General features: G+C 50.7%; 13 protein-coding genes and 1 other annotated feature. Of the genes, 11 read left to right on the forward strand and 2 right to left on the reverse strand.

From position 1 onward, the window contains the following. Positions 1-48 precede the first annotated feature (48 nt). The gene (locus CCY32_RS03630; RefSeq protein WP_141096166.1) at positions 49-297 is read right to left on the reverse strand and encodes a hypothetical protein; all 249 of its coding nucleotides are present in this window, start codon (positions 295-297) and stop codon (positions 49-51) included. A gap of 270 nt (positions 298-567) precedes the next feature. Further along, positions 568-688 (forward strand) — a sequence feature (His leader region). A 26-nt stretch (positions 689-714) separates the two neighbouring features. Between CCY32_RS03630 and hisG the strand changes: the two genes are divergently transcribed. From hisG to CCY32_RS03685, 10 genes are all read left to right on the forward strand, one after another. After that, positions 715-1614 carry an ATP phosphoribosyltransferase gene (gene hisG / locus CCY32_RS03640; protein WP_088329180.1) on the forward strand — a complete coding sequence of 300 codons (900 nt, stop codon included), beginning with the start codon at positions 715-717 and terminating at the stop codon, positions 1612-1614. 2 nt (positions 1615-1616) lie between these two features. Continuing rightward, complete coding sequence (hisD, locus tag CCY32_RS03645; protein WP_088329181.1) at positions 1617-2924, forward strand: histidinol dehydrogenase; 1308 nt, start codon at positions 1617-1619, stop codon at positions 2922-2924. Beyond that, entirely contained in the window at positions 2921-4009 is a 1089-nt protein-coding gene (gene hisC, locus CCY32_RS03650; protein WP_088329182.1) for a histidinol-phosphate transaminase, read from the forward strand. Before hisD ends, hisC begins: the two co-directional genes overlap by 4 nt. Beyond that, a complete protein-coding gene (gene hisB, locus CCY32_RS03655) occupies positions 4006-5076 on the forward strand; it encodes a bifunctional histidinol-phosphatase/imidazoleglycerol-phosphate dehydratase HisB (protein WP_088329183.1) in 1071 nt (356 codons plus the stop codon). The genes hisC and hisB overlap by 4 nt, the downstream gene beginning before the upstream one ends. Beyond that, the gene (gene hisH / locus CCY32_RS03660) at positions 5076-5669 is read left to right on the forward strand and encodes an imidazole glycerol phosphate synthase subunit HisH (protein ID WP_088329184.1); all 594 of its coding nucleotides are present in this window, start codon (positions 5076-5078) and stop codon (positions 5667-5669) included. The genes hisB and hisH overlap by 1 nt, the downstream gene beginning before the upstream one ends. A 15-nt stretch (positions 5670-5684) precedes the next feature. After that, on the forward strand, positions 5685-6422 hold the full coding sequence (gene hisA / locus CCY32_RS03665) for a 1-(5-phosphoribosyl)-5-[(5-phosphoribosylamino)methylideneamino]imidazole-4-carboxamide isomerase (RefSeq protein WP_088329185.1): 738 nt from the start codon (positions 5685-5687) through the stop codon (positions 6420-6422). After that, the gene (hisF, locus tag CCY32_RS03670; RefSeq protein WP_088329186.1) at positions 6422-7195 is read left to right on the forward strand and encodes an imidazole glycerol phosphate synthase subunit HisF; all 774 of its coding nucleotides are present in this window, start codon (positions 6422-6424) and stop codon (positions 7193-7195) included. Before hisA ends, hisF begins: the two co-directional genes overlap by 1 nt. A gap of 12 nt (positions 7196-7207) precedes the next feature. Beyond that, positions 7208-7834: a bifunctional phosphoribosyl-AMP cyclohydrolase/phosphoribosyl-ATP diphosphatase HisIE gene (gene hisIE / locus CCY32_RS03675; RefSeq protein ID WP_088329187.1), complete on the forward strand. Its 627-nt coding sequence runs from the start codon at positions 7208-7210 to the stop codon at positions 7832-7834. 109 nt (positions 7835-7943) lie between these two features. Beyond that, positions 7944-8477 carry a cytochrome b gene (locus CCY32_RS03680; RefSeq protein WP_088329188.1) on the forward strand — a complete coding sequence of 178 codons (534 nt, stop codon included), beginning with the start codon at positions 7944-7946 and terminating at the stop codon, positions 8475-8477. Positions 8478-8501: 24 nt separating this feature from the next. Beyond that, a complete protein-coding gene (locus CCY32_RS03685; RefSeq protein WP_088329189.1) occupies positions 8502-9074 on the forward strand; it encodes a YceI family protein in 573 nt (190 codons plus the stop codon). A 73-nt stretch (positions 9075-9147) separates the two neighbouring features. Here CCY32_RS03685 and yghU read toward each other — a convergent pair whose 3' ends face one another. Continuing rightward, a complete protein-coding gene (yghU, locus tag CCY32_RS03690) occupies positions 9148-10023 on the reverse strand; it encodes a glutathione-dependent disulfide-bond oxidoreductase (RefSeq protein ID WP_088329190.1) in 876 nt (291 codons plus the stop codon). An 87-nt stretch (positions 10024-10110) separates the two neighbouring features. On the opposite strand from yghU, the gene CCY32_RS17325 reads away from it, so the two are divergent. Further along, positions 10111-10362: a hypothetical protein gene (locus CCY32_RS17325; RefSeq protein WP_088329191.1), complete on the forward strand. Its 252-nt coding sequence runs from the start codon at positions 10111-10113 to the stop codon at positions 10360-10362. The last annotated feature ends 487 nt before the right edge of the window (positions 10363-10849 follow it).

Below are 10849 nucleotides of genomic sequence, written 5' to 3' on the forward strand. Positions count from 1 at the left end.
AAATACTCTGTTAAATTGGGGAAGGATCAGTGCAGACGGTGCTTTGCCTCAAACATAAATATCCAGGTGGCCATTTTCGTCTGGCCCTTCGTTATCTTCATCGTCTTCTTTCTTGGCCTGCTTCTTCTGAGGCTGTTTCTTCTTCTTTTTCTGCTGCTGGGCCTCACGCTCTTCCGCGGTCATGTTTTTCTCGTCTTCATCCAGCGAGCGCAGACGGGCCTCCTTGTCGACTTGCTCGACACGGTGCTTGTCTTCCAGCGGACTGACCTTACCCTCTTTGGGTAAGATCGGAAACATCAGGTCACTTACCATAATCTGCCTATTTTTTAGCCAGTTAGTATCATAGCTTATATCGGTCGCATTTATCGACCCTTGAGGTTAGACCCTTTTAAAGGCTAAATTACTCAAAGTATCGCTTTGTTATTCCATTAAGTTGTAAATAATAGCCACGGCTTAGATAAATCACGCTTGCACTCTGGCCCGCTTGCCAGTAACTTAGGGCCTGAAATTTTTCACTGATAATAACCGCGTCAGCAAAACTATGATTAGCCAGAACCTGAAGACAATTCATCACCATCATCACCCGGCATAACCTTTCAGGTTCGTGCTGGAAGGTCGTGTAAACCGCCTTCCAGAGGAATCCCAGATTAAGAGACCCCCGGAAGGCAACTTCCGGGGGTTTTTCGTTTTAAGACACCAATTTAAGGTAACCACATGATAGACAACAACAGACTCAGAATTGCAGTACAGAAGTCCGGCAGACTGTGCGAAGGCAGCATGGAGCTACTCAAAGCCATTGGCGTAAAGCTCTCTATCCGGGACCGGTTGTTGATTGCACACTCCACCAATCTGCCTATCGATCTGTTGCGGGTCAGGGATGACGATATCCCCGGACTGGTAATGGATGGTGTCGTGGATCTGGGTTTTATCGGCGAAAATGAACTTGAAGAAAAGATGCTTGAGCGCCAGGCGGGGGACAAGCAGCATCAGTATGATGTGCTGGAAAGACTCGATTTCGGCGGTTGTCGTTTGTCGATTGCCGTGCCCAATGAAATGCCCTACCAGGGCGTAAACTCTCTCACTGGTAAAAAGATCGCCACGACCTATCCCTACCTGCTGGAGCGTTACTTCCGTGAACAGGGTATTGATGCCAAAGCCGTGATGCTAAATGGTTCTGTTGAAGTGGCCCCCCGTGCAGGTCTGGCAGACGCCATCTGCGATCTGGTCAGTACCGGCGCCACCCTGGAAGCCAATGGCCTGGAAGAAAAAGAAGTCATTTTCCGTTCCAAGGCAGTACTGATTCAGCGCTCCGGCGAGATGCCAGCATCTAAACAGCAACTGATCGACAAGCTGCTGACCCGCATCAATGGCGTCATGCAGGCCAAAGAAAGCAAATACATTATGCTGCACGCGCCAAAAGACAAACTGGATGACGTCAAAGCCCTGCTGCCGGGTGCTGAGAACCCAACGTTGCTGCCATTGGCGGGCAACGACAATAGCGTAGCCGTGCACGTAGTCAGTACCGAAACCATGTTCTGGGAGACCATGGAAAAACTCAAGGCGCTGGGCTGTCGAAGCATTCTGGTGCTGCCTATTGAGAAAATGCTGGGGTAAGCATGCAAAACTGGAATCAACTCGAAGAAAAAGACAGGCAAGCGCTGTTAAAACGCCCTGCATTGTCAGACAGCCAACGTCTGCGCGACACCGTCAGCGAGATTATTGAACGAGTAAAAAGTGAGGGCGATCAGGCCTTAATGCAAATGACCGAGCAGTTTGATGGCGTCAAATTGCAAGACCTGAAGCTGGATAAGTCCGCCATCGATGAAGCGGTCGCGCGTCTCGGCGACACGCGAAAAGCAGCTCTGGAACTGGCCTACACCAATATTCGTCGCTTCCATGAGGCGCAACAACCCAACGATGTGCGCATTGAAACCCAGCCCGGTGTGATCTGTGAGCTGAAGCACCGTGCCATTGAGGCCGTGGGCCTGTATATTCCCGGCGGTACCGCTCCCCTGCCCTCAACCGTACTCATGCTGGGTGCTACCGCGCAGGTTGCTGGTTGCCCACGCAGTGTGCTGATCAGTCCGCCAAACAAACAGGGTTCACTGGCCCCGGAAATTCTTTTCGCGGCGCAGCTTTGTGGCATCGATGAGATTTATCTGTGCGGCGGTGCACAGGCCATTGCAGCCTTAGCGCTGGGCACTGAGAGTATCGCCAGGGTGGATAAAATTTTTGGCCCGGGCAACAGCTTTGTCACTGAAGCCAAACAACAGGTCAGTCAGATACCGGGCGGTCCGGCCATAGATATGCCCGCAGGACCTTCAGAAGTGCTGGTTATTGCCGATGAGCAGGCCAATCCGGCGTTTGTCGCCTCAGATTTATTGTCACAGGCAGAGCATGGCGCCGATTCTCAGGCGGTACTGGTGAGTGACAGTGCAGATTTGATTAGGGCCGTAAAAGAACAGGTCGACATGCAGCTACAAAACCTTTCACGTAAAGACATTGCCCAAAAAAGTATTCAACACAGTCGCTACATTCTTGCCAACAGCATGAAGCAGGCTGTCGACATCAGTAATGCCTATGGGCCGGAGCATTTGATTCTGCAAATGGAAAATCCGCGCCAGTGGATGCAAGCCATCAACAATGCAGGGTCCATTTTCGTGGGGCCCTGGTCACCAGAATCGGCCGGTGATTATGCCAGTGGTACCAATCACGTGCTGCCCACTTACGGGTATGCACGCAATACGTCCAGCCTGGGGCTGATGGATTTTCTGCGCCGCTATACGGTGCAGGAACTCAGTGACACCGGTTTACAGAAAATCGGACCGGCCATTATGGAGCTGGCCGATGCCGAAGGACTGGATGCCCACCGACAGGCTGTGGCACTGCGCCTTCAGGCACTTAACGGAGGAACTCAAGCATGAGTACGTCTGCAACACTCGCCGACAGGTTACAGTGCCGGCACTTAAAAACCTTGCAGCCTTACCAGTCTGCCAGGCGGCTTTTCTCAGGTGGTCAGGACTGGCTGAATGCCAATGAATCTCCTTTTAGCAATGACTATGCGCTTGATTGTACTAAGTTAAATCGCTATCCGGATTGTCAGCCAAAACGTGTGATAAATGCCTATGCCGACTACGCTGGGCTCAACACAGAGCAACTTTTGGTGAGTCGTGGCGCCGATGAGGGCATCGAACTGCTCATCAGAGCGTTTTGTGAACCCAATCAGGACAGTATTCTGATTTGCCCGCCCACCTATGGCATGTACGCCATCAGCGCAGAGACCTTTCAGGTGGGCGTTGAGCGTGTTCCTCTGAAAGCAGATTTTAGTCTGGATCTTGAGCAGATGTATCAGCACAACGGCAAGGTGAAACTGGTTTTTATCTGCTCTCCCAATAACCCTACCGGCACAACCGTTGCCGACCAGCAAATTAAAGCCGCACTGGAGCACTTCAAAGATTCTGCTCTGGTCGTCGTAGATGAAGCCTATATCGAGTTTGCTGAAAATCAGGGCTGTGCCAGCTGGCTGGCCGAGTATCCAAACCTGGTGATCCTGCGCACCTTGTCAAAAGCCTTCGCGCTGGCCGGCATACGCTGTGGCTTTACCCTCGCCGCCCCTGAAGTGATTCAGGTTTTGTTAAAGGCAATTGCCCCCTACCCGGTGCCAGAGCCTGTTGCACAAATTGCGGCGCAAGCGCTGTCCGCAGACGGACTCAAGCAGATTAAGCAGCAGGTTCAGGGGCTGAATAAAGCCCGTACAGAACTGCTCGCCGCACTGAGAAACCTGCCACAACTTAGTGTGGTAGGCGATGTTCAGGCAAATTTTGTACTGGTACGCGCTTCGCAAAAACAGGCCTTGATGGACAACCTGGTCGCTCAGGGAATTTTAATCCGCGATCAGTCCAAACAAATGCATCTGCAGGATTGTTTGCGTATCAGTATCGGCAACAATGAACAAAATCAGCGGTTAGTCGCCGCCATAACAGCCTTTTATCAGCAGGAGGGGCAATGAGCCAACAGGCGATATTATTCATCGACAGAGACGGGACGTTAGTAGAAGAGCCTCCCGTAGATAAACAACTGGACAGCCTCGAAAAGCTGGTGTTTGAACCCTTGGTGATCCCTGTTTTGTTGCGCCTTCAGCAAGCCGGTTTCAGGCTGGTGATGGTATCCAATCAGGATGGCCTGGGCACAGACAGTTTTCCGCAGGCAGACTTTGACGCCCCGCATAATAAGATGATGAACCTGTTCGCGTCTCAGGGTGTTGTGTTTGACGATGTTCTTATCTGTCCTCATTTTGACCAGGACAACTGTAGCTGCCGCAAGCCCAAACTCGGTCTGGTTAAAGATTACCTGCAACAGGGCAAAGTGGATTTTACCCGCTCTTTCGTCATTGGTGACCGTCAAACCGACATGCAACTGGCAGATAACATGGGGATTCGTGGCCTGTTATACGATCGTCAGCAAAACAACTGGCTGGCCATAGAGCAGGCATTAACCTCTGAAGGTCGCCAGGCTGAAGTGATACGCACCACCTCAGAGACCGATATCAGAGTCAATGTTGATCTGGACACGCAACGCAAATCCCAGATCAGCACCGGTATTGGCTTTTTCGATCATATGCTCGACCAGATAGCCACCCATGGTGGTATTACGCTGGATGTACAGGTCAAAGGCGACCTGCATATTGACGATCACCACTCCGTTGAAGACACGGCATTAGCTATTGGTGAAGCACTGCGTAAGGCCCTTGGCGACAAACGCGGTATAGGTCGTTTCGGATTTGCCTTGCCGATGGATGAGTGCCGCGCAGAGTGTGTGCTGGATATTTCTGCCCGTCCCTATCTTAAGTTTGACGCACAGTTTTCACAGGAAAACGTCGGTGAAATGTCTACCCAGATGGTGTCTCATTTCTTCCGCTCATTGAGTGACAGCATGGGCATATCCCTGCACCTTTCTACAACAGAAGGCAATGCCCACCATCAGGTAGAAAGCCTGTTTAAGGTATTTGGCCGGGCCCTGCGCCAGGCGGTGACCAAGCAGGGTGATGTGTTACCCAGTAGCAAAGGAGCCCTGTAGTGAAACTGGTTATTGTCGATACCGGCTGTGCCAATATCTCTTCAGTCCGCTTCGCTATTGAGCGCCTTGGCTACGAGGTGGCCGTGTCTGACCAGGCTGAGACCATCAAATCTGCCGATAAGGTGTTTCTACCAGGGGTTGGCGCTGCCGCTGCTGCCATGGAGCAGATTCGTAACAAAAAGCTGGATACCCTGTTACCCGAACTCACTCAACCTGTTTTAGGTATCTGTCTGGGGATGCAGTTAATGACGCGTTTTTCTGAAGAAGGTCAGGCTGATTGCCTGAACCTGATCGATACCGAGGTCAGACGCATGCAGGTGGGTGATAAGCGTCTGCCGCATATGGGCTGGAACCAGGTGACGCCAGAGTGTAACTCTCCCTTGTTCCGGGATATTGAGGCAAAAAGCTATTTCTATTTTGTGCACAGCTTTGCCGTTGCTTTGGGCGAGCACACGCTGGCCAGTTGCGACTATGGCGGGCGCTTTTCGGCCAGTATTGGGCAGGAGAACTTTTATGGCGTGCAATTTCACCCGGAGCGCTCCGGCCCGGTGGGTGCCAAGTTATTACAGAATTTTATTCAGTACTGCGAGTAAGGAAAGTTTCAAACGATGATCATTCCAGCAATAGATTTGATTGACGGTCAGGTTGTACGCCTCTATCAGGGTGACTATGAACAGCAAACGCGTTATCAGGACTCCCCCCTTGAAGTGGTGCACCGCTATGCCGATGCAGGCGCAACCTGGTTGCATATTGTCGATCTCACTGGCGCCAAGGAGCCAGAAAAACGCCAGTTGCAACTCATCTCAGAGCTGGCCGCCAGTAAACGCATGCAATTCCAGGCAGGTGGTGGCATTCGCAGCGAAGATGATCTCAGCCAGTTACTGGAAGCCGGGGTGAGCCGTGTGGTCATCGGCTCCCTGGCAGTGAAAGAACCAGAGCTGGTCAAGGGCTGGTTGAAAAAGTACGGCGCAGAGAAAATTGTGCTGGCACTGGATGTGAATATAGATAGTCAGGGGCGCCAATGTATCGCAACCCATGGCTGGCAACAGGACAGCGGTGTGGAGCTGGCGCCATTGCTGACAGACTTTATGCAGGCCGGCGCTAAGCATGTGCTTTGCACCGATATCGCCTGTGACGGCACCTTACAAGGCCCCAACAACACGCTCTATCAAGAGTTAAAAACGCAGTTCCCTGACGTCATCTGGCAGGCTTCCGGCGGTATTGGTGGCCTTGAGCATATCCGTCAACTGAAGAGCAGCAATGTCGACAGTGTTATCCTTGGCCGCGCATTGTTAGAAGGTAAATTTGACTTACGCGAGGCTATTTCGCTTTGGGGGCAAGACTGATGTTAGCCCGACGTATTATTCCTTGCCTGGACGTAAAAGACGGCAAAGTGGTCAAAGGCGTGCAATTCCGCAACCATGAGATTGTCGGCGATATTGAACCACTGGCAGAAGCCTATGCCAAAGCCGGTGCCGATGAGCTGGTGTTTTATGATATCACCGCATCCAGCGATGCCAGAGTGGTGGACAAGAGCTGGGTCAGTCGTGTGGCACGGGTTATCGATATTCCCTTTTGCGTCGCCGGGGGTATTAAATCCGTTGAAGACGCCGGAAAAATTCTGGAAATGGGTGCGGACAAAATTTCCGTCAACTCGCCAGCGCTCAGCGATCCGGAACTGATCACCCGACTCCATGACCGCTTTGGGCAGCAATGCGTCGTTATCGGCATTGACAGCTTTTATGACGAACAGAGCGGTGTTTACCAGGTAAAACAGTTTACCGGTGATGAAAAGCGTACTCAGACCACTGCCTGGCAAACGGCTGACTGGGTGAGAGAAGTCCAACAGCGTGGCGCCGGAGAGATTGTGCTTAACTGCATGAATCAGGACGGTGTGCGTAAAGGCTATGATATCCAGCAACTGAAAACTATCCGTGAGCACTGCAAGGTGCCCTTGATTGCCTCTGGCGGCGCCGGTGAAATGCAGCATTTCAGTGAGGTATTCCAGCAAGCCGATGTAGACGGTGCTCTGGCGGCCTCGGTCTTTCACAAAGGATTGATCGCCATCGCCGACTTAAAAACGTATTTACGCGAGCAACACATAGCCATTCGTCACTAAACAGGGTTTACCATGATCATTACTCAATCAAATAGCGATAAACTGGCCTGGGAGAAAATGGACAACCTCATTCCGGTTGTCGTTCAGCACGCCATATCAGGCAAAATTCTGATGCAGGCCTATATGAATCCTGAGGCGCTTGCAAAGACCCTGCAGAGCCAGAAGGTCACGTTTTACAGTCGCTCCAAACAACGCTTGTGGACCAAAGGCGAGAGTTCCGGACATACCCTGGATTTAGTTGAGCTTAGTACTGATTGCGACCAGGACGCACTGATTGCATTGGCGTTGCCGAATGGCCCCACATGCCATTTGGGCACACCAAGCTGCTGGCATCAGGGAGCAACGCCAGCACTCACCTTTGTGGCTGAATTAGAGCAATTGCTTGCACAGCGCAAGCACGCCAGTGCAGATAGCAGCTATACCGCCAGTCTGTATGCCAAGGGAATCAAACGCATCGCTCAGAAAGTCGGTGAAGAGGGTGTAGAGACTGCTTTGGCAGCAACGGTCCAGGATCTGGACGAGCTGAAAAACGAAAGTGCCGATCTGCTTTATCACCTTATCGTCCTGTTACAGGCCAGTAATCTGAACCTCTCTGACGTGATTCAGGTACTGCAAGAACGACATCAGACACCTTCCTGAGTGGACTAATCGAATTAATAGAACGCTTTAGCGGATTTTTCGTGATTTAAATTTGTTGTATCGTACTTTATGCTTTGCCCAGATGAATTTAGTGAGCAACAGGAAAGCCATGAACGACAAAGCACGAAGCTGGGGTTGGACCACCATCACGATACACTGGCTCAGCGCCATAGCGGTGGTGGGTCTGTTCGGTCTGGGTTGGTGGATGGTTGATCTGACCTATTACAGTGATTGGTATAAAACCGCTCCTCACATCCATAAAAGCGTTGGTATCCTGTTAGCAGCCCTGACACTATTCCGACTCTTCTGGCGTGCAACCCGGCCTCGCCCGGAGGCTTCCGGAAGTCAATTAGAGCAGCGCTTGTCTATGCTTGCTCACACAGTGATCTATCTGTTACTGATCTTGCTATTTACCAGTGGCTACCTGATTTCCACTGCCGATGGGCGTGGAATAGAAATCTTTAACTGGTTTACCCTTCCGGGTTTCGGTTCACTGATTGAAAACCAGGAGGACATCGCTGGTACAGTTCATGAGTGGCTGGCATATGTGCTCATCGGACTGGCATTGCTGCATGCCCTGGCTGCCCTCAAACACCATTTTATCGATAAAGATAAAACTCTGATTCGTATGTTAAAACCCTAAAATTGTTAGCAAGGAGATTGAACAATGAAAAAGCTTTCCCTGAGCCTGATAACACTGGCTGCCATGAGTGCACCGACATTTGCCGCCGATTACATTATCGACAGTAAAGGCGCCCATGCCGCTATTAACTTCAAGATACAGCATCTGGGCTACTCGTGGCTGACTGGGCGATTTAATACCTTTGATGGTAACTTCAGCTATGACGCCGACAACCCTCAGGCTTCGAGCATTACGGTGAATATTGATCCAGCCAGTATTGACTCAAATCATGCTGAACGAGACAAACATTTACGCAACGAAGACTTCCTGCATGTTACTAAATTCGATAAGGCCCGTTTTGTCAGCACCAAAGTAACCGATGTTGAAGAAGATGGTGACTTCCACCTGCATGGCGACCTGACCTTACACGGTGTGACAAAGCCTGTGGTTATCGATGTAGAAAAAATTGGTGAAGGTGAAGATCCTTGGGGTGGCTACCGTGTTGGCTTTGCCGGTGAGACCAAGATTGCCCTGAAAGACTATGGCATCGACTACGATCTGGGACCCGCCTCTACCCATGTACTGCTTGAGCTTCATATTGAAGGTGTACGCCAGTAAGCTCAAACCTATAGTAAACATATAAGGGGCGAATTAATCGCCCCTTTTTTATTAAAATCTTATCTATTGTCCACTACTCGTCAGAGCTATTTATCTTATCCTGCGTCCTGAGTTTAAAATCGCTGGCACTGTGGCGTTCACGTAGTTGCTCAGATTCATCCCCCCAGGCACGATTCACCATGCGTCCACGCTGTACGGCAGGGCGCTGAGCGATCCGCTCTGCCCATTTCACGACATTCGTATAGGTATGAGCCTGAAGAAACTCTGCGGCCTCATAGACTTCATTCCTAACCAAAGCGCCATACCAGGGCCAGATAGCCATATCGGCAATACTGTACTCTTCTCCGGCAATGTAAGTGTGCCTGGCAAGCTGACGATCCAGCACATCGAGTTGGCGTTTTACTTCCATGGTGTAGCGATCAATCGGATATTGCAGTTTTTCTGGTGCGTAGGCGTAAAAGTGTCCAAATCCGCCCCCTAGCATAGGGGCACTGCCCATTTGCCAGAACAGCCAGTTAAGGCATTCTGTTTTAAGGGATCTTGATTGCGGCAAAAAGTGCTGAAACTTCTCCGCCAGATAAAGCAATATAGAACCTGACTCAAACACCCTGACTGGATCGGGTTCACTGTAATCCATCAGTGCCGGTATTTTCGAGTTTGGATTAACGTTCACAAAGCCTGAACTAAATTGATTGCCCTCCATGATATCGATAATCCAGGCATCGTATTCTGCTTCCTTAACGCCTTTTTCCAACAACTCTTCCAGCATGACGGTCACTTTAACGCCGTTTGGAGTCGCCAGTGAATATAGCTGTAGGGGATGCTCACCTTTAGGTAGCGCTTTATCATGGGTGGCGCCCGATACGGGACGATTAATGTTGGTAAATTTGCCTCCGCCCTGCTTATCCCATTTCCACACCTTGGGTGGTTCATAGCCTTGTTCAGACATCTGTGCTCCTTCTTATGTTAGGATTTACTGGTTATTCTGACCGCGACATCACCTTTATACTTTCAAATCAATTATGCAGACCACTCAATGGCAAAACCCAGAACAAAACAACCTCTGAGAACCGTACAGATATACTGCTCTGCCTGTAGAACCTTGCTCTATAAGTATCGCAAGGGTGGTAAAGGCAGCCTGGTAAAGTGCTTTGTGGAACGCATCAGCGAAGACCATACCACCACGCCGTGCGAGTGCCCAGAGTGCAAACAGGTGTTTGCCCGGGAAACCCTCATTCGCGGCACACCTGCCCACAAAATTATAGGCGGCAAAGTCAGAGTTAAGTGATCCAACCCAAAAAAGACTTACATGGGGCTAAATCACGCCTGGACGGAGATTAAGTATCGCTGTCAGTGCTTTCCTGCAGAAGGGCTATCCTCCAAGTAAAAACGAAGTATAAAGCGCTCACATGGGGGTGAGCGAAGACCGTTATGCCAGTGGCATAACGCAGCTGAGCGAACGAAGAGCAGGGAAGCGAGGCTGGAGGCTCTCACAAGGATGTGTGACAGATGATATTCACCGGCAAAACACTTACTGTTTAGACAATTCGATGGGTTGGGTTTCCCCATGAAGCTAGATACGTAGTGTCCTTAATGCAAAAAGCCCCTAGCTGATTACAGCTAGGGGCTCTTGCGTTATTGGGAGCCTGGCGGTGTGCTACTTTACTCTGGCTTCCTGCCCTCCGCCCTTCGGGCCATCGTCGTCCCTCCGATGTTCAAAAATGCTCCTGGCATTTTTGTCACTGCGTTCGAGTAGCACCAACTGCATTCCGGAT

It is taken from the genome of Lacimicrobium sp. SS2-24 (assembly GCF_002201535.1).
Taxonomy (GTDB): Bacteria; Pseudomonadota; Gammaproteobacteria; order Enterobacterales; family Alteromonadaceae; genus Lacimicrobium.

Coding starts and splice junctions, on each gene's coding strand:
- hisF (WP_088329186.1), top strand. CDS start 6,422: ATGTTAGCCCGACGTATTATTCCTTGCCTGGACGTAAAAGACGGCAAA.
- hisD (WP_088329181.1), top strand. CDS start 1,617: ATGCAAAACTGGAATCAACTCGAAGAAAAAGACAGGCAAGCGCTGTTA.
- yghU (WP_088329190.1), bottom strand. CDS start 10,023: ATGTCTGAACAAGGCTATGAACCACCCAAGGTGTGGAAATGGGATAAG.
- CCY32_RS03680 (WP_088329188.1), top strand. CDS start 7,944: ATGAACGACAAAGCACGAAGCTGGGGTTGGACCACCATCACGATACAC.
- hisG (WP_088329180.1), top strand. CDS start 715: ATGATAGACAACAACAGACTCAGAATTGCAGTACAGAAGTCCGGCAGA.
- hisIE (WP_088329187.1), top strand. CDS start 7,208: ATGATCATTACTCAATCAAATAGCGATAAACTGGCCTGGGAGAAAATG.
- hisC (WP_088329182.1), top strand. CDS start 2,921: ATGAGTACGTCTGCAACACTCGCCGACAGGTTACAGTGCCGGCACTTA.
- CCY32_RS03685 (WP_088329189.1), top strand. CDS start 8,502: ATGAAAAAGCTTTCCCTGAGCCTGATAACACTGGCTGCCATGAGTGCA.
- CCY32_RS17325 (WP_088329191.1), top strand. CDS start 10,111: ATGGCAAAACCCAGAACAAAACAACCTCTGAGAACCGTACAGATATAC.
- CCY32_RS03630 (WP_141096166.1), bottom strand. CDS start 297: ATGTTTCCGATCTTACCCAAAGAGGGTAAGGTCAGTCCGCTGGAAGAC.
- hisB (WP_088329183.1), top strand. CDS start 4,006: ATGAGCCAACAGGCGATATTATTCATCGACAGAGACGGGACGTTAGTA.
- hisA (WP_088329185.1), top strand. CDS start 5,685: ATGATCATTCCAGCAATAGATTTGATTGACGGTCAGGTTGTACGCCTC.